The following is an 18,560-nucleotide window of genomic DNA, read 5'->3' on the forward strand; positions in this document are numbered from 1 at the left end:
GCGCCAGCAAGACCGGATCAGGCGTGCCAACGCCATCGGGCGTTGGCCTTGAAAAGACATATCAGGAGGATGCTGCTGAATATCACGGGAAGGTCTCGCAAAACGATCGACGCAAAGTAGCCTATGCCAAGCCCTGATTCAACCTGCAACAGTCGCCACATGCCGCTACTGAGCCAGCACGCAACCTTGCGCATACCTGCGAACAGCGTCCAGAGTCGCCGTCAGCTCCTGGGCCGGCACCGGACGTGCATAGAGAAAGCCTTGCGCCTGCCGGCAGCCTAGCCGCAGCAGCTCGTCGGCAATAACCTGGTCCTCGACGCCTTCGGCCAGGGTCGCGAGCCCCAGCGAATCAGCCATCTGAATGATGGTGGCGACAATGGCATGGCCATCTTCGGTATCGATCCCCTGCACAAAGGATCGATCAATCTTCAGGGTATCCACCGCCAGCTGCCGCAAATAGGCGAGGCAGGAATAGCCCGTGCCGAAGTCGTCAATCGACAGTTTCACGCCAAGCACCTTGAGTCTGCTCAGCGTCAGCATGACCTCGGTGTTGTTTTGCACCAGACTCGACTCGGTGAGTTCAAGCTCCAGCGCAGACGCCGGCAACCCGGTTTTTGCCAGCGCCTTTCTGACGACGCTTTCCAGCGAGCCCTTGTGCAGCTGGGCTGCCGCCACGTTGACCGCGACCCTGGGAATCATCACGCCCTGAGCACGCCAGCTGGCGGCCTGTCGGCAGGCCTCGAAAAGCACCCAGGTGCCGATCTCAACGATCAGTCCGTTCTCTTCGGCGACCGGTATGAAACGCCCTGGCGGCACCAGCCCCCATTGCGGATGCTGCCAGCGCACCAGCGCCTCGACTCCCAGCACGCGGCCCGAGGCGATATCCACCTGCGGCTGGTAATGCAGCACCAGCTCGTTGTGCGAAAGCGCGAGGCGCAAGCCATTGACCAGATAGAGTCGCCCGCGCATCTCGGCATCCAGCCCGGCGTCGTAGTAACACCAGGTTTTGCGACCGGCATGCTTTGCCTTGTACATGGCCATTTCGGCATTGCGCAGCAGCATGAGAAAGTCGTCGCCATCGTTGGGACCCAGCGCCACGCCGATGGAAACCGGCGCCACGATACTCTGCCGGTCCAGCACGAAGGGTTCGGAAAACTCGGCCAGGATCGCCTGTATCACGACCGAAGCCGCCTCGGCATCCGCCAGTCCCGTCAGCAGGATCACGAATTCATCACCGCCGGCCCTTGCCAGCATGGCGTTTTCCGGCAGCAGACGCTGCAAACGCTCGGCTGCGCCACATAACAAGCGATCGCCAAAGGTATGACCGAAGGAATCGTTGACCATTTTGAAATGGTCGAGATCCATATAAAGGACGGCAATCGAACCCTGCAACTTCAGCGCACTTTCCAGCGCCTGACGCGTTCTCTCCTGCAACAGGTCCGGTTTCGGTAACCCCGTGAGGCTGTCGTAGAACGTCAGAAATTGCGCCTTCTTTTCTGCCGCATCACGCTCTGCCATTTCCACCGCAAGACGCACATAGGGCGCGCGCACGTTGGCAACGAACACCACATGGTAGATAAAGCAGTAGGAAATAATCTTGTAAGCGTGCCCGAGCAGGCTGAACAGGCTGTTCACGTTGCCGTAAGCGGTAAAACACAGCTCGGCAAAGATAGAAAGCAACGTTGCGGCCAGCATGCCGTCGGCATGCCAGGAGGGTCGCTCCCTGCGCCCGCCCCAGAAGCGCCAGGCGGCGACAACCAGCAGGCCGATGATCAGCCATTCGGCAATGATCTTGAATGAAGTCAGCCCGCTGCCATCGACAAAGGTGCGGGGCCAGAGCTGCGGCTGATAGAGCTGCAGATAGGTCGTCACACCGGCCACCGCCAGCGCCGCGACGAGCAATGCCGGGCGCGGCAACGAGCGCTTCGGCTCCATGCGAAAGGCAACTGCAAGCAGGGTGCAGGCGAGCAGCACGCGTGACACAAGCCAGAAGGCAATGGCTTTTTCCGGTGATGCCGGCGTTATCCAGTCTGGCATGCCCTTGTAGGACAGCATGTGCGCCAGATCGAGCAGGGCAATGGCGAGAAAAGCACAACCCAGCAACGGACTTGAAGCACGCTGCGGTCCATGGCTATGCCAGACCACGGCAAAGACCAGAGAGGCGACGACGATCGAGAAGACTTCAACAACGACATGCAGCGGTAACGGAAACCAGGCGGTGCTCGTCTGCAAATCGGTGAAGCTGGACAGCAGCCAGACCAGTCCGAGCAGCAGGCCGCAGGCAGTCACCAGAACCCGTATCAGGTAGCGATTTACGGGCGATACGGCGGCATTGCTATTCGACTGATACGGCATGCAGGTTACCGGCTGATAAATCGTCAAGAGCCCTGTATAGGCGAATTCGGACTATATACAGGGCAATTAGCCATTACCATACGGAACGCAGGGTATTTCGCATTACACCGTTCGCACGACTCAGCGCTCGGTTTTCTCCGCCAGGGCCACCGCACGGAACATCGCGCGACGCTTGTTCAGCGTCTCTTCCCACTCCAGCGCCGGCTGCGAGTCAGCAACAATGCCGGCACCCGCCTGCACATGCAGCTCGCCATCCTTGATCACTGCGGTGCGAATAGCGATTGCGGTGTCCATGTTGCCATTCCAGGCGAGATAACCCACGGCACCGCCGTAAACACCGCGCTTGACCGGCTCCAGCTCGTCGATGATCTCCATCGCACGCACCTTCGGCGCGCCGGACAGCGTTCCCGCCGGCAAGATCGCCCGCAGTGCATCCATCGCCGTCAGCGGCGCCTTCAACTGGCCCGTGACGTTGGAAACGATATGCATCACGTTGGAATAGCGCTCGATGACCATCTTTTCGGTCAGCCGTACCGAGCCGTTTTCAGCGACGCGACCCACATCGTTGCGACCCAGATCGATCAACATCAAGTGCTCGGCCAGCTCCTTGGCGTCGCTGAGCAGGTCCTGTTCCAGGGCCAAATCGGCTTCTTCATTGGCGCCGCGCGGGCGTGTTCCAGCGATGGGTCGAACTGTGACCAGACCTTCCTCGACCCGCACCAGCACCTCCGGCGACGAACCCACCACGTGGAAGTCGCCGAAATTGAAGAAGTACATGTAAGGGGTCGGGTTGAAGCAGCGCAGCGCGCGATACAGATCGATCGGCGCTGCCTTGAACGGAATTGACATGCGCTGGGAAATCACCACCTGCATGCAGTCGCCGGCGAGGATGTAATCCTTGATGCGGTTGACCGCCTGCTCGTAGTCCTCGCGACTGAAGCTGGAGCGGAAGGTCGGTTCGGCGCCGTTGCCCTGTTCAAAGTCCAGGCCCAGGCGCGGCGTGATCGACTGGCGTAGCTTCGCCCGCAACGCCTGCAGTCGGGCCTGACCTGCCTCGTAGGCGTCCGGCTGCGACGGGTCGACCAGCACGATGCAGTGCAGCTTGCCGGCTAGGTTGTCGAACACCACCACGGCGTCGGAAACCATCAGCAGGATATCCGGCGTGCCAAGCGGATCGGGATTAGGGCAGTTACCCAGCTTGCGTTCGACATAGCGCACGCTGTCATAGCCGAAATAACCGACCAGCCCGCCGTTGAAGCGCGGCAGGCCGTCCACCGGCGCGACGCGGTAGCGCTGCTGGAAGGACTCGACGAAGGCCAGCGGGTCCTCAACTTCACAGGTCTCGGTTTCGACGTCATCGGTGGTGACGCTGATACGGTGATCCTGCACGCGCAGCACGGTGCGGCACGGCAGACCGATGATCGAGTAACGCCCCCACTTCTCGCCGCCCTGAACGGATTCAAGCAGATAGGAGTTCGGCGCATCGGCCAGTTTCAGGTACAGCGACAGCGGCGTATCGAAGTCGGCCAGAGTTTCAAACGACAAGGGGATACGGTTATGGCCTTCGGTGGCCAAACGCTGGAATTCTTCGCGGGTCATGTCAGCCTCGTGGTCGGAGGGGCTTTCGAAAACAGCTTGGCAAACAACCGGCCTGCAGCCGGTCAGCAGACAGTCAGGCGCGCCAGCGCCAACGCGCCAGGGCCTTGATGACATTCGTCCATTGTTTGCGGGTGACCACCACGATCTGATCTCTTTGGCGGGGTGCAGAGTTGGGCCACACTAGCGCAGGCCCTCAGCCGAAGCAACCAGCTCACGCAGGTCATCCAGCACCATTGCCGGCTGCTCATTAGCGATGGGTTCACCATGGTTGTAGCCGTAGCTGAGTGCAACACAGGGCACCCCAGCAGCCTTGGCCGCCCGGACATCATTGCGCGAGTCACCGACAAACAGCGATTCGACCGGTGCGGCACCCGCCTTGCCCATCACCCAGAGCAGCGCTGCCGGGTCGGGCTTCTGCTGCGGTAGGGTGTCGCCGCCGACCAGCCATTGGAAATAACCGACCAGGCCCTTCTCTACCAGCAGCGGCTCGATGAACTGGGCCGGCTTGTTGGTGATGATCGCCATCGGCACATCGTGCTCGCGCAGCCAGCCCAGACATTCGCGCACGCCGGGGTAGACGGTAGTCAACTCGTGCCCGCCGGCATAGGCCTGCATGAACAGCGCCAACGCTTCTGCAGCCAGATCCCCAGGGACGCCATCATGCTCAAGCTGCCCCGCCAGCGCGCGCCGCACCAGCACCGGCGAGCCGTTGCCCACCCAGTTGCGCACCTGCTGCACACCAGCCGGTTCGCGACCCAGCTGCAGCAGCATCTTGTCCACCGCCGTAGCCAGATCCGGCACCGAATCCATCAGCGTGCCGTCCAGATCGAACATCACCAGCTGCGGCAGCTTGCCGTCGAACAGTTGCTCCAGCCGCGTCATGGACGAGCCAGCGCCAGCTCGGCACGCATCTGCTCGATCACCGCTTTGTAGTCCGGCTGATTGAAGATGGCCGAACCGGCGACGAAGGTATCGGCGCCCGCCGCCGCGATCTCACGGATATTCTTCGGATTGACGCCGCCGTCGATCTCCAGACGAATCTCGCGACCGCTGGCATCGATCAGCGCACGCGCTTCACGCAGCTTGTCCAGTGTGTTGGGAATGAACTTCTGCCCGCCGAAACCAGGGTTGACGCTCATCAGCAGGACCATGTCGACCTTGTCCATGACGTACTTGAGCACGTCCAGTGGCGTGGCCGGGTTGAACACCAGACCGGCCTTGGCGCCGCCGTCCTTGATCAGCTGCAGCGAGCGGTCGATGTGCTCGGAGGCTTCCGGGTGGAAGGTGATGTAGCTGGCGCCGGCTTCGAGGAAGTCGCCGATCATGCGGTCCACCGGCTTGACCATCAGGTGCACGTCGATGGGCGCGGTCACGCCGTGCTTGCGCAGTGCAGAGCAGACCATCGGGCCGATGGTCAGGTTGGGCACGTAGTGGTTGTCCATCACATCGAAATGGACGATGTCGGCGCCGGCGGCCAGCACGTTGTCCACTTCCTCGCCCAGGCGGGCGAAATTGGCGGAAAGAATGGAAGGGGCGATGGCGAACGGCTGCATGACGACCTCGGGTAGCACGGGCGGAATGCCGCGCATTGTACCCGAGGCGACGTAACGACAGCATGGCGATGGTCGGTGCGCCGCCTCGGGTTCCGGTCAGGTCAACTCGTCGAAGCACTCGCCAATGATTGCCAGGCCGCGGTCGAGCAGCTCGTCCTCCACCGTCAGCGGCACCAGCACCCGCAGTACGTTGTAGTAAGTGCCACAGGACAGCAGGATCAGCCCCTTGTCCCGCGCCCTGGCGACGATCTGCGATGTGAGCGCCGCTGCCGGTCGGGCATGGTTACCGTCCTCGAACAGCTCGATGGCGATCATCGCGCCAAGCCCGCGCACCTCGCCGATTTCCTTGTGCCGCGCCTGAACGGCCTTGAGGCCGGTGGTGAGTTTCTCGGCGACCGCCTTGCAGCGGTCGAGCAACTGTTCCTCTTCGAAGATTTCCAGCACTGCCAGCGCTGCTGCACAGGACAGCGGGTTGCCGGCGTAGGTGCCACCCAACCCGCCCGGGGCGATGGCGTCCATGAGCTCGGCCTTGCCGCACACGCCGGCGATCGGGAAGCCGCCGCCGACCGACTTGGCGAAGGTGGTCAGGTCCGCCACCACACCCATCTGCTCCATGGCGAAGAAGGTGCCGGTACGCCCGGCGCCGGTCTGCACTTCGTCGGCAATCAGCAGGATGCCGTGTTCGTCGCACAGTGCGCGCAGGCGAGCCATGAAATCCTTCGGCGCGACGTTGAAGCCGCCCTCGCCCTGCACCGGCTCGATGATGATCGCCGCGATGTCGCGTGGCTCCGCGTCGTTCTTGAAGATGCGCTCGATGCTGGCGATCGAGTCATCGACGCTGACGCCATGAATGGCGCAGGGGTACAGCGCACGGAAGATACCGCCCGGCATCAGGCCCATTCCAGCGGAGTACGGCGCGACCTTGCCGGTCAAGCCGAGGGTCATCATGGTGCGGCCATGGTAGGCACCGGTGAAGGCAATCACCCCGGCACGACCGGTGGCGGCACGGGCGATCTTCACCGCGTTTTCCACCGCCTCGGAGCCGGTAGTGACCAGCAGCGTCTTCTTGGCGAAATCACCCGGCACCCGCGCGTTTATTTTTTCGCACAGCTCGACGTAGGGCTCATAGGCGAGAACCTGAAAGCAGGTGTGGGTCAATTTGTGCAACTGCGCCTCCACCGCCGCGATGATTTTCGGGTGCAGGTGACCGGTATTCAACACGGCAATGCCCCCGGCAAAGTCGATGAACTCTCGCCCTTCCACATCCACCACCAGACTGTTCCGGGCATGGTCTGCAAAGATCGGGTGAATCTGCCCTACACCACGAGGGACGGCGGCAACGCGACGCTGCATAAGAGATTCGTTGGTCTGACTCATAAGGGCTCCTCGGTGAACGGGCAACAGGTTGCCCTTGAAGGCAGGGCGCTCGCCTGTGCAGTATCTTGCAAAGGATTACTCTAAGCCGCTGTTCGGGATATTGCACGCCCTTGGCATAAAGATGAATTCCGCACCGGCACGGTTGCCGTTAGGCTTGCGGCGTGCCGGGCAACCATGCCGAGCGCAACAGACCCAGCAGGAGAACCCGATGCTTTGCCGCCACCACATGAGGGTCGGTCTTTGCGCCTTCGCGCTGGCCATTACAGCCGTCAGCGCAAACGAGCCGGAAGCCGCAGTCGAGACGCCAGTTGTTGCGCCGGTGGAGCGTCACACGCTGTCATCGCGCAGCGACATAATGGCGGTCGATCTTGCGCGTCAGCTATCCCCCGCAGAAGTGCTCAACCTCCAGACATTTGAAGAAACCTTTATGGCCCTCTGGCTACCGGCGAATGTCGCCGAGCCAAGAGGGCTGGTGATTCTCCTGCCCGGCGAGGGTGAAAGTGCGGACTGGCCGCTCGGCATAGGCCCTCTGCGCCGCAACCTTCCCGATCACGGCTGGCACACCCTGAGCCTCAGCCTGCCGGATGCTCCCGGATTCACTCCATCCGCCACGCTGGCTCCAGCCGCGGACGAACCCGAACCCGACGAACCGACAAACGACGCAGAACCACCGAGTGCACCCAGCGAAGCCGGCTATCTGCCTGAAGAAACCGCAGCCTTGCAGGATGACGCGGCACCGGATGAGATTGAGCAGGAACAGGCCCCAGCGGGCGACGTCACTGAGGAAGCCGGCCTGCCTGAGCGCATTGATGCACGAATCACGGCAGCGCTGGATCATGCCCGCAGCCTGCAACCGGGGACCATCATCCTGCTGGGTCAGGGCACAGGCGCCTACTGGGCCGCCCACCACCTGCAACAGTGGGCACCCGATGACGTCGAGGGACTGGCGCTGATCCAGCCACGACAGCCGGAAAGCCAGCAGGAACCACTCGCCCAGCTGGTTCCGACACTCAAGCTGGCAACTGCAGACTTCTATTACCGTAACAACGCCAGCACCCTGGCGGCCGCGCGGGAACGCCTGAATGCAAGCCGTCGTATTGCCCATCCGGCCTACCATCAGGTCGGCCTGACCCCGCAGGCCGAGGAACGCAAGGTCGAGCAGGAGCAACTTGTGCGGCGGGTGCGTGGGTGGCTGGACAAGCCGTCCGATAAAAAGGAGCGCTAGCAGCCCATTGAAAGCCTGGTGAAGCAAGCAGCCGGATTGCCAGCGCAGGCAGGTTTCAACAGCCTGCTAACGAAAGCCCCGGCGCTCACGAATCAGCGCATAGGCATTATGCAATTCACGGGTTCGCTCGGTTGCTTCACGAACCTGCAGCGGTGTTGCACCAGCGCCGGCCTGTTTGTCCGGATGATGTTTGCTGAGCAGACGTCGATAGGCGCGTTTGATGGTCTGCGGGTCGCTGTCGCTACCCACGCCCAGCAGACGCAATGCCTGCTCATATGCGCCCCCCGGACTGCTCGGACTCTCCCGGCGCCGACCGCCGGCTTGATCAAGCGCCGCAACCGCGACCGCCTCCCAGCCCATCCACTTGCCCCACAGCAGTATCAATTCATGGGCGCGAGCATCTATCCGCCCCGGCGCCCGCGCCATCCGCCAGCAGGCCTGCAGGATCGCCTTCGCCTCGTCGCGCCGCCCCTGCAGTCGCTGCAGAGGTTCGCGCAACCCCTCACCGCTGGCCTTGCCCCGATAGAACGCGTCGATGGCGGCGCGCTGAGCCGCTGACGCCAGTTGCAGCCGCCGCATTTCGCTGCGCGCCACCTGAATGTGCGCCTCGCTGACCCGGCCACTGCTTTTCGCCAGACGCCCGAGCAGAAAGAACAGCAACTCGTTGCCCGCCATCATCGGCTGACTGCCTTTCATGCGCTGGCGCAGCTCCGACCAGGAACCCAGCCCGAGCCGACGGTCGAGCATCTGTCCGATCAGCGCTCCGAGCAAAGCGCCTGGAATGCTTGCCAGCAACCCGCCAGCCAGTGCTCCAAACAGTGTGATGGGCCAGAACATCAGCAACCCTCTCCGAGGATGCGTTCGACTTCAGCGAGCCGTTCAAGGGTACCGACATCGACCCAGCGCCCTGGATGGCGCTCGCCGCTGACGTCATTCGCCGCCATCGCGCGGCGCAACAGGGGCGCAAGCTTGAAGGCACCCGCACTGCAACCGTCGAACAGGCGAGGACTCAGCAGCGCAATGCCGCTATAGGTCAGCCGGCTCCCCGCGCCTTCCTCGGCCACCCGACCCTCGGCAAGCACGAAGTCCCCGTCCGGATGATGGCCGGGGTTATCCACCAGTACCAGATGGGCCAACCCGGTCAGCGGCTTCTTCAGGGCCGAAAAATCATAGTCGGTCCAGATATCGCCATTGATGACCGCAAAAGGGGCATCCCCCAGCAATGGCAGTGCATGATGGATGCCGCCACCGGTTTCCAGCGGCTCGCTCTCGGGCGAGTAGCGGATGCGTACACCGAATCGATCACCGTCGCCCAGATAAGCTTCGATCTGCTCGCCCAGCCAGGCGTGATTGATCACCAGTTCGCCAAAGCCAGCCTCGGCCAGCGCCCGGATGTGATACTCGATCAGCGGTACGCCGCAGGCCCTCACCAGTGGCTTGGGTGTATGCAGCGTCAGCGGGCGCAGGCGCTCGCCCTTGCCTGCCGCCAGAATCATCGCTTTCATGGGTGGGCCTGTGTGCGTGGCAGGTCTTGTAGCAGTTGCGCCAGCTCGGCCAGCTCGGGACGGCGTGCCAGTACACCGTCAACATAGGCAAAGAAGCGCGGCACATCGGCCAGATAGCGAGGTTTGCCGTCGCGATGGCAGATTCGCGCAAAAATGCCGATGACCTTCAGGTGCCGCTGCAATCCCATCAGATCGCTGGCGCACTGAAACTCGGCAAAGCTGTCCTGAACCGGGATACCCGCTGCCCGCGCGGCTTGCCAGTAGCCCTGCAGCCAGCCCTGTACCCGCTCTTCCGGCCAGCTGAGGAAGGCATCCTTGAACAGCGAGGTGATGTCATAGGTCACCGGGCCAATGACCGCATCCTGAAAGTCCAGAACGCCCGGATTCGGGTCACTGATCATCAGGTTGCGCGGCATGTAGTCGCGGTGCACCAGCACGCTCGGCTGCGCAAGCGCGGCGTCGATCAGCAAACGACAGCTGCGCTCCCAGAGCTGCTGCTGCGCCGGGCTGAAGCTGTAGCCCAGATGACGCTGCACATACCATTCGGGAAACAGCTGCAATTCACGCCGCAGCAGAGCTTCGTCATAGCGTGGCAGCTGCGCCGATACAGGCAGCACCTGGAATGCCAACAAGGCCTGGATCGCATCGGCGAACAGCCCATCGGCGTTGTCTTCGTCAATCACATCCAGGTAGGTCTGACGGCCCAGATCACCGAGCAGAAGAAAGCCACGCTCCAGATCCTCGGCAAGCACCTCCGGCACATGGATGCCCGCCTCGGCCAGCAGCGCCGCCACCTCGACGAAAGGTCGGCAGTTTTCCTGGGGCGGCGGCGCATCCATCACAATCAGGCTGCGATCCGCCGCCTGCCAGCGAAAGTAGCGGCGAAAACTCGCATCGCTGCTGGCCGGGATCAGCGAAGCCTCAGGCACCGGGCCCCAGCCGCGGTGCGTAAAAATGTCCTGCAGGCGAGGCTCCAGCCAGGCGCAGAGGTCCAGCAGACGTTGATCGTGTTGCGGCATATCAGGGCTCTCCACGGCGCTAGCCGATAAGCAGGTCATGCTTTATTATCCCGGATCTTTCTCAGCCCATCGAGAGGCCTGCGGCCCAGCACGGCCGATGGCTCGCCGCAAGCACGGACCAAAAAACAAGATGGCAGTCAAAAATCCCGCATTTCGCAAAAAATTCCCGCTACTGGTTACCGGCAGTCTGCTCGCACTGCAACCTATAGCGATACCCGTCGCCATCGCAGCCGAACAGTTCGCCTGCCAGCCGGGTGCTGGTGGTGGCTGGGACTGCGCAAGCAATGCCGCCAGCCCGACACTGCCGCCACGCCCCCTGCATCGCGGCAGTGCCGCCGAAAGCGCAGGTGATGGCGCGCAATCTGCCACCGGCAAAACCCAGCGCCAGGCAGCCACAACCACTGACGTCACCAAAAGCAAGGGCCGCGCCCTGGCCTCACGCAGCGCCGACTACAGCCATCTGGACTGGGTCCCGCGCGAGCAGCTGACCAACGCGCAACTGGCCGAGACGGGCCCCTACTGCGCCGGCGCCTATATAGAGCCGAGCCGTCCGGGGCAGTTCGACGACACCCCCATGAGCGATGCGCCGACCTATGTATCGGCCAAGGCGACCCGCCACGAGCAGGAGCAGGAAGTTTCCACGCTGGCAGGCGACGTGGTGTTGCGCCAGGGCAGCATGCAGGCCGAAGCCGACGAAGCGAGTCTCTATCAGCTGGAAAATCGTGGCGAGCTGAAAGGCAACGTCCGCCTGCGTGACCGCAACGCGCTGATGGTCGGCGACCGTGCGGAGATCTTCCTCGACAGTGGTGAAGCCAAGATCGAGAACGCCGAGTACGTTCTGCACGACAGCAGGATTCGCGGTAGCGCGCAGTACGCCAAGCGCGAGGAAACCGCCATCATCCGCCTCAAGGACGGCACCTACACCAGCTGTGAACCGGGCGAGAACACCTGGCACCTGAGAGGCAACAACGTCACGCTGAACCCGGCCACCGGCTTCGGCTCGGCTACCAACGTCACGCTGCGGGTCAAGGATATTCCGGTGTTCTACACACCCTATATCCACTTCCCCATCGATGACCGCCGTCAGTCAGGCTTCCTCATGCCGACCATCGGCAGCTCCAGCGACACCGGCCTGTCACTGCTGACCCCCTACTACTTCAACCTGGCGCCCAACTTCGACGCCACGTTGTATCCACACCTGATGACCGATCGCGGCCTGTTGATGGAAGGCGAGTTTCGCTACCTGACCCGCAGCAGCGAAGGCCAGTTCGGCGCCGCCTGGCTGAACGACGACAACGACGACCGCAAGCTGCAATCGGAATACGAAGACCAGCGCTGGATGTACAGCTGGCAGAACCGCAGCGGCCTGGACTCGCGCCTGCTGGCCGAAGTCGACTATACGGATATCAGCGATCCCTATTATTTCCAGGACCTGGATACACAGCTGGGCATCAGCCAGCCGGACTTCCTCGATCAGCGCGGCACCCTGACCTGGCGTGGCGACAGCTACACCGCCAAACTCAACGTGCATGCCTACGAGGCCACCAGTGTGGTCGACACCACGCCGTATGAACGTCTGCCGCAGCTGACCCTGGATGGCGCACTGCCCTTCCAGCCCGGCGGGCTGAATTTCGCCTACAGCACAGAGTTCGTCAGCTTTCAGCGGAGTCTGCGTAGCGGCAACTTCATCGATGAAGGTGGTACGGCTCAGCCCTGGTACGACAACAATGTAAGCGGCCTTGACCGCGCCGAAGGTGAACGTATTCATCTGGAGCCGGGCGTCAGCCTACCGCTGAACTGGAGCTGGGGCTTTGTCACACCATCGCTCAAGTATGCCTACACACAGTACGACCTTGATCTGGATAGCACAGGGCGAGGCGATCTCATCGGTCTTGGACGAGATTTCAAGAACTCTCCCGACCGCAGCGTGCCGATTTTCAGCGTCGACTCTGGTCTTTATTTCGACCGCGAAACCCAGCTATTCAGCAAGGATTACCGCCAGACGCTGGAACCTCGGCTGTTCTATCTCTATGTGCCGGAAGAGGACCAGGATGATATCCCTGTCTTCGACACCGGAGAAAGCAGCTTTAGTTACTCCTCGCTCTGGCGTGAAAATCGCTTCTCCGGCAAGGACCGTATCGGCGACGCCAACCAGATTTCCCTCGGCGTAACCAGCCGCTGGGTCGAACCCAACGGGTTCGAACGGCAGCGCGTGAGCATCGGCCAGGCCTTCTACTTTGAAGACCGCAAGGTACAGATGCCCGGCATCGACTATCGCGACCGCGATACCGAGCAAGCGTCGGTATCACCCTATGCGCTTGAATACATGTACCGCTACAACCGCGACTGGCGCTTCACCTCGAGCTTTGTCTGGGACCCGGACAGCCACACGACTCGCTCCGGCAGCGCCATGTGGCATTACCAACCGGCTGACAACCCCAACAAGATCGTCAACATCGGCTATCGCTATCGCAATGACACCATGCGTTACGACCAAGCCAGCGGCCAGTGGACCTACGGCAGTGATTTCGGAACGCAGGGTCAGCCCAACTACATCAAGGACTACTACAAGATCGACCAGCATGACTTCTCGTTCATCTGGCCGGTGGTTCCGCAGTGGAGCGTGATCGGGCGCTGGCAGCACGACTACAGCCGCAGCCGCACGCTGGAAGCCTTTGGCGGCTTCGAGTACGACAACTGCTGCTGGAAGATGCGCGTGATCAACCGCTACTGGATCGATTACGACGAAACCAGTCTCAACCCCGATCTCAACGATGAACCGGATACCGGCATCTTCCTGCAGATCGTGTTCAAAGGCCTCGGCAACGTCATCGGCGGTGCCACTGAGACTTTCCTCGACGAAGGCATACAAGGTTACCGTGAACGTGAAAATCAAGCTTTCTGACACCCTGCGCCCGCTGTCGCTGGCTACCGTGCTGCTGTGCGGTTCGCTCCTTGCCACCGCGGCGACAGCTCAGGTGCGCCCGCTGGACCGCATCGTCGCCATCGTCGACAACGACGTGATCATGCAGAGCCAGCTGGACCAGCGTCTGGCCGAAGTGCAGCAGACCATCGAAAAGCGTGGTGCGGAACTACCTCCGATCGACGTCATGCAACAGCAGGTGCTGGAGCGCCTGATTACCGAAAACCTGCAGCTGCAGATCGGCGAACGCTCGGGCATTCGCATCTCCGACGAAGAGCTCAACCAGGCCCTGGCCACCATTGCCCAGCGCAATAACATGACGCTGGAGCAGTTCCGCAGCGCACTGCAGCAGGACGGTCTGGGCCTGGAAACGGCACGCGAGCAGATTCGCCGCGAGATGGTCATCAGCCGTGTGCGCCAGCGGCGCATTGCTGAGCGCATTCAGGTCTCCAATCAGGAAGTGGAAAACTTCCTGGCTTCGGATCTGGGCAAGCTACAGCTTTCCGAAGAATACCGGCTGGCCAACATTCTGATCCCGGTACCCGAATCCTCGGATTCGGCAGCCATCCAGGCGGCCGAAAAGAGCGCAACGGATACCTGGCAGCAACTGCAGCAGGGTGTGGATTTTGCCCAGCTGGCGGTATCGCGTTCGGCCAGCGAGAACGCCCTGGAAGGTGGCGACATGGGCTGGCGCAAGGCTGCGCAACTGCCGCCGCCGTTCGACACCCAGGTGCGCGAGCTCAGCGTGGGTGAAGTCACCCAGCCTGTGCGCACGCCGCCGGGCTTTATCATCCTCAAACTGCTGGACAAGCGCGGCGGCGATACCCAGGTGCGGGACGAGGTGCATGTCCGCCACATTCTGATCAAGCCAAGCCAGATCCGCAGCGAAGCGGAAAGCCGCCGCCTGATCGAACGCCTGCGTGACCGCATCGAAGCAGGCGAAGACTTCGCCGAGCTGGCGCGCAGCTTCTCCGAAGATCCCGGCTCGGCCCTCAACGGCGGCGACCTCAACTGGATCGATCCGAATTCGCTGGTTCCGGAGTTCCGTGAAGTCATGGCCAACACTGCCAATGGCCAGCTGTCGGAAGCTTTCCAGTCTCAGTTCGGCTGGCACATCCTGGAAGTACTGGGCCGCCGCGCCACTGATGCCAGCGAAGAGTTCCGTGAACAGCAAGCCATGAACCTGCTGCGCAACCGCAAGTACGACGAAGAACTGCAGGCCTGGTTGCGCCAGATTCGCGACGAAGCCTATGTGGAAGTGAAGCTGTAACCTGTAGGGAAACGGAGGGTGGATGTCGCTTTTTACATCCACCGCAACTTCGCTCGGCGGATCGATGAAGCGCGATCCACCCTACGAAGCCCGCCTTTGTAGGTCGAATTAGCCGAAGGCGTAATCCGACGGCCAAAAGGCATAACCCGCTGATCAGAGACACAGATCGGAGACGCCATGCCCCTTCCCTTCGTTGTCACACCCGGCGAACCGGCTGGCATTGGTCCCGACCTGTGCCTGCTCATGGCACGCAATGCTCAGCCGCACGCGCTGATCGCCATCGCCAGCCTTGAGTTGCTCACCGCGCGCGCCCAACTACTCGGGCTGAATATCCAGTTGTTGCCGGTTCTGCCTGGCGCCTGGCCGCAAACACCGGCCCCGGCAGGTAGCCTTTACGTCTGGGACACGCCACTGAAAGCACCGGCAGAGCCGGGCCGGCTCGACCCCCGCAATGGACAGTACGTGCTGGAGACCCTGACCCGCGCCGGCCAGGGTTGCCTGGATGGCCACTTCGCCGGAATGATCACAGCCCCGGTACACAAGGGTGTGATCAACGACGCCGGTATACCCTTTTCCGGCCATACCGAATTTCTCGCCGAGCTGACCCACACCGAGCAGGTGGTAATGATGCTCGCCACACAGGGCCTGCGGGTTGCGCTGGTCACTACGCATCTGCCGCTCAAGGATGTTGCCGCCGCCATCACCCGCGAACGCCTGGAGCGAGTGACGCGCATCCTGCATGCCGATCTGGTCGGCAAATTCGGCATTGCCCAGCCCCGGATTCTGGTCTGCGGGCTCAACCCCCACGCCGGCGAAGGCGGCCACCTTGGGCGCGAAGAAATCGAGATCATCGAACCAGCACTGGCAGGGCTGCGCGAGGAAGGCATCAACCTGATCGGACCGCTGCCAGCCGATACGCTATTCACCCCGAAGCACCTTGATCGCTGCGATGCGGTGCTGGCCATGTATCACGACCAGGGCCTGCCGGTGCTCAAGTACAAGGGCTTCGGCGCCGCCGTCAATGTCACCCTGGGCCTGCCCATCGTGCGCACCTCGGTCGATCACGGCACCGCACTGGACCTGGCCGGCACCGGTCAAGTCGATACCGGCAGCCTTCAGGTCGCGCTGGAAACGGCCTACCAGATGAGCGGTAGCCAGCCCCGCTAACGGATCGCGGCTTAGCCAACCAGCAAGCGAAGTGCCGCGGGATGCTAAAGCGGCATACCCTTTACCGTTCAGCCCCGGCGCTTTTGTCGTGCCCTCTTCCCCAGCCTGCTAAAATGCTCGCCTTATCTGTTTCAGCTTCAAGCTTCAGGCTTCAAGCTGCTCCCTGGAGCTTCCATGTCCGAGTACCAACACCGCGCGCGCAAGCGTTTTGGCCAGAACTTCCTGCACGATGCCGGCGTGATTCACCGCATTCTGCGGGCCATACACGCCAGGCCCGGCGAGCGGCTCGTTGAGATCGGGCCAGGCCAGGGCGCACTGACCGAAGGCCTGCTGGACAGTGGAGCTCATCTGGATGTGGTGGAGCTGGATCTGGACCTGATCCCGATTCTGCAAGGCAAGTTTGCCGAGCGGGACAATTTCACCCTGCACCAGGGCGATGCCCTGAAATTCGACTTTGCACGCCTGAGCGATGTACCCGGTAGCCTGCGCATCGTCGGCAATCTGCCCTACAACATCTCCACGCCGCTGATCTTCCATCTGCTCGACCACGCGCATCTGATCCGCGACATGCACTTCATGCTGCAGAAGGAAGTGGTCGAGCGGCTCGCCGCTCAACATGGCGGCGGTGACTGGGGCCGACTGTCGATCATGGTCCAGTATCATTGCCGCGTGGAGCATCTGTTCAATGTCGGCCCAGGCGCTTTCAACCCGGCGCCCAAGGTGGAGTCGGCGATCGTCCGGCTGGTGCCGCACACGCAATTGCCACATCCGGCACAGGATCACCGCCAGCTCGAAACCGTAGTCCGCCAGGCCTTCAATCAGCGCCGCAAGACGTTGCGCAATACGCTCAAGGGCCTGCTCGATGCGGACGCCATCGCCGCAGCAGACGTCGACGGCAGCCTGCGTCCCGAGCAACTGGATCTGGCCGCTTTTGTTCGGCTCTCCGATCAACTCTCCGCCCGTACCTAACGGCATACCGAGCAGAATTCATGTCTGAAGATCTCCGCTACCAGATCGACGTCAACGTCACGCCGCAGTACTTGCCCGAACAGTCGCAGCCGGAACAAAACCGCTATGCCTTTGCCTACAAGGTAGTGATCGAAAACAATGGCCAGCTATCGGCACAGCTGCTGTCGCGCCACTGGATCATCACCGACGGCGACGGCCAGGTACAGGAGGTACGCGGCGCCGGCGTAGTGGGCGAACAACCGCTGATCGTACCGGGTGCGCGCCATGTCTACACCAGCGGTACGCTGATGAGTTCCAGTGTCGGCATCATGCAGGGCAGCTACCAGATGCTTGCCGAGGATGGTCACGCTTTCGACGCAATCATTGCCCCTTTTCGCCTCGCCGTCCCCGGAGTGCTGCATTGACCACTTATGCCGTTGGCGACCTGCAAGGTTGCCTGGAACCCCTTCAATGCCTGCTGCAGGAAGTCGACTTCAGCCCGTCGCGCGACTGTCTATGGCTCGCCGGGGACCTGGTCAATCGTGGCCCTCAGTCACTGGAAGCGCTGCGCTTCGTTCGCGATCTGGGCAGCTCGGGCGTCACGGTGCTGGGCAATCATGATCTGCATCTTCTGGCCGTGGCGCACAACATCGACCGGCTGAAGCGCTCCGATACGCTCAGGTCGATTCTTGACGCGCCTGACCGCAGCGACCTGATCGACTGGCTGCGACAGCAGAAGCTCGTCCATTACGACAGTGACCGGGAAACCACCATGGTCCACGCCGGCATCCCGCCGCAGTGGACCATGGAAAAAGCCCTCAGGCGCGCGGCAGAAGTTGAACAGGTGCTGCGTGACGATGCCCTCCTGTTGCCGTTTCTCGACGGCATGTATGGCAACCAGCCGGCCAAGTGGGACAAGGAACTGCACGGCGTGCCACGCCTGCGCCTGATCACCAACTACTTCACCCGTATGCGCTTCTGCAAGGCCGACGGCACGCTCAACCTGGAAGCCAAGGAAGGCATCGAGACGGCTCCGCCCGGCTTCGCCCCCTGGTTCAGCCATGCCAATCGCAAGACCCGTAACTGCACAATAATCTTCGGCCACTGGGCCGCGCTGGAAGGCCGCTGCGACGCCCCCAATGTCCATGCCCTGGACACCGGCTGCGTCTGGGGCAATGCCATGACCCTGATGAACCTCGACAGCGGCGAAATGCATCGTTGCGACTGCGATCACGGAAAGCCTGTATGACCGAATTCAAGCGCATCTCCCCCGAGCAGGCCCAGGCACTGCGCGAACAAGGTGGCGTTGTAGTGGATATCCGCGACGCCCAGAGCTACGCCAGCGGCCATATTCGCGGCTCAACCCTGCTGGACAACCACTCATTGCCGGATTTCATTGCCGCAGCCGATCTCGATCAGCCCCTGATCGTCACCTGCTATCACGGCCACTCCAGCCAGAGCGCCGCCGCCTATCTGGTCAATCAGGGCTTCTCCGACGTCTACAGCCTCGACGGCGGCTTCGAGCTCTGGCGGCACAGCTTCCCGCAGGACGTCGAACAGGGCGATCCGACATAAAAAGTCATTCTTCCAGAGGCCGCGCAGCACGCGGCCTTGAGCCT

At 62.1% G+C, this 18,560-nt stretch carries 16 protein-coding genes; 8 read left to right on the forward strand and 8 right to left on the reverse strand.

The window, feature by feature from the left end; all coding sequences use genetic code 11:
- Positions 1-165: 165 nt before the first annotated feature.
- From NAV32_RS07485 to gabT, 5 genes are all read right to left on the reverse strand, one after another.
- Positions 166-2,355 (reverse strand): putative bifunctional diguanylate cyclase/phosphodiesterase, encoded by a 2,190-nt coding sequence (locus tag NAV32_RS07485; protein ID WP_256052179.1) that lies wholly within the window; start codon positions 2,353-2,355, stop codon positions 166-168.
- 120 nt (positions 2,356-2,475) lie between these two features.
- On the reverse strand, positions 2,476-3,954 hold the full coding sequence (gene trpE / locus NAV32_RS07490; protein WP_256052180.1) for an anthranilate synthase component I: 1,479 nt from the start codon (positions 3,952-3,954) through the stop codon (positions 2,476-2,478).
- 180 nt (positions 3,955-4,134) lie between these two features.
- On the reverse strand, positions 4,135-4,836 hold the full coding sequence (locus NAV32_RS07495) for a phosphoglycolate phosphatase (protein ID WP_336604862.1): 702 nt from the start codon (positions 4,834-4,836) through the stop codon (positions 4,135-4,137).
- Positions 4,833-5,507: a ribulose-phosphate 3-epimerase gene (gene rpe / locus NAV32_RS07500; RefSeq protein ID WP_256052181.1), complete on the reverse strand. Its 675-nt coding sequence runs from the start codon at positions 5,505-5,507 to the stop codon at positions 4,833-4,835. Before rpe ends, NAV32_RS07495 begins: the two co-directional genes overlap by 4 nt.
- 96 nt (positions 5,508-5,603) lie before the next feature.
- Positions 5,604-6,884, reverse strand: coding sequence for a 4-aminobutyrate--2-oxoglutarate transaminase (gabT, locus tag NAV32_RS07505; protein WP_256052182.1), 1,281 nt, complete (start codon positions 6,882-6,884; stop codon positions 5,604-5,606).
- A 208-nt stretch (positions 6,885-7,092) separates the two neighbouring features.
- Between gabT and NAV32_RS07510 the strand changes: the two genes are divergently transcribed.
- Entirely contained in the window at positions 7,093-8,109 is a 1,017-nt protein-coding gene (locus NAV32_RS07510) for a DUF3530 family protein (protein WP_256052183.1), read from the forward strand.
- Between the two features lie 66 nt (positions 8,110-8,175).
- On the opposite strand, the gene NAV32_RS07515 is transcribed toward NAV32_RS07510, so the two are convergent.
- From NAV32_RS07515 to NAV32_RS07525, 3 genes are read right to left on the reverse strand one after another with little or no spacing between them, the layout of a single operon-like run.
- Positions 8,176-8,946, reverse strand: a complete 771-nt coding sequence (locus NAV32_RS07515; RefSeq protein WP_256052184.1) for a DnaJ domain-containing protein — start codon at positions 8,944-8,946, stop codon at positions 8,176-8,178.
- A complete protein-coding gene (murU, locus tag NAV32_RS07520; RefSeq protein ID WP_256052185.1) occupies positions 8,946-9,614 on the reverse strand; it encodes an N-acetylmuramate alpha-1-phosphate uridylyltransferase MurU in 669 nt (222 codons plus the stop codon). The genes NAV32_RS07515 and murU overlap by 1 nt, the downstream gene beginning before the upstream one ends.
- On the reverse strand, positions 9,611-10,633 hold the full coding sequence (locus NAV32_RS07525; protein ID WP_256052186.1) for an aminoglycoside phosphotransferase family protein: 1,023 nt from the start codon (positions 10,631-10,633) through the stop codon (positions 9,611-9,613). Before NAV32_RS07525 ends, murU begins: the two co-directional genes overlap by 4 nt.
- A 130-nt stretch (positions 10,634-10,763) precedes the next feature.
- Here NAV32_RS07525 and NAV32_RS07530 point away from each other — a divergent pair, with 130 nt between their 5' ends.
- The 7 genes from NAV32_RS07530 to glpE all read left to right on the forward strand — a co-directional run bounded on the left by NAV32_RS07530 (position 10,764) and on the right by glpE (position 18,516).
- Entirely contained in the window at positions 10,764-13,538 is a 2,775-nt protein-coding gene (locus NAV32_RS07530) for an LPS-assembly protein LptD (RefSeq protein WP_256052187.1), read from the forward strand.
- On the forward strand, positions 13,519-14,826 hold the full coding sequence (locus tag NAV32_RS07535) for a peptidylprolyl isomerase (RefSeq protein WP_256052188.1): 1,308 nt from the start codon (positions 13,519-13,521) through the stop codon (positions 14,824-14,826). Before NAV32_RS07530 ends, NAV32_RS07535 begins: the two co-directional genes overlap by 20 nt.
- 177 nt (positions 14,827-15,003) lie before the next feature.
- Positions 15,004-15,993 (forward strand): 4-hydroxythreonine-4-phosphate dehydrogenase PdxA, encoded by a 990-nt coding sequence (gene pdxA, locus NAV32_RS07540; RefSeq protein ID WP_256052189.1) that lies wholly within the window; start codon positions 15,004-15,006, stop codon positions 15,991-15,993.
- 174 nt (positions 15,994-16,167) lie between these two features.
- The gene (rsmA, locus tag NAV32_RS07545; RefSeq protein WP_256052190.1) at positions 16,168-16,962 is read left to right on the forward strand and encodes a 16S rRNA (adenine(1518)-N(6)/adenine(1519)-N(6))-dimethyltransferase RsmA; all 795 of its coding nucleotides are present in this window, start codon (positions 16,168-16,170) and stop codon (positions 16,960-16,962) included.
- A 20-nt stretch (positions 16,963-16,982) separates the two neighbouring features.
- On the forward strand, positions 16,983-17,366 hold the full coding sequence (gene apaG / locus NAV32_RS07550; protein WP_256052191.1) for a Co2+/Mg2+ efflux protein ApaG: 384 nt from the start codon (positions 16,983-16,985) through the stop codon (positions 17,364-17,366).
- Complete coding sequence (locus tag NAV32_RS07555) at positions 17,363-18,190, forward strand: symmetrical bis(5'-nucleosyl)-tetraphosphatase (protein WP_256052192.1); 828 nt, start codon at positions 17,363-17,365, stop codon at positions 18,188-18,190. The genes apaG and NAV32_RS07555 overlap by 4 nt, the downstream gene beginning before the upstream one ends.
- Complete coding sequence (gene glpE / locus NAV32_RS07560) at positions 18,187-18,516, forward strand: thiosulfate sulfurtransferase GlpE (protein ID WP_256052193.1); 330 nt, start codon at positions 18,187-18,189, stop codon at positions 18,514-18,516. The genes NAV32_RS07555 and glpE overlap by 4 nt, the downstream gene beginning before the upstream one ends.
- Positions 18,517-18,560 lie beyond the last annotated feature (44 nt).

This window comes from Stutzerimonas stutzeri (assembly GCF_024448695.1).
GTDB classification, from domain to species: Bacteria; Pseudomonadota; Gammaproteobacteria; order Pseudomonadales; family Pseudomonadaceae; genus Stutzerimonas; species Stutzerimonas stutzeri_T.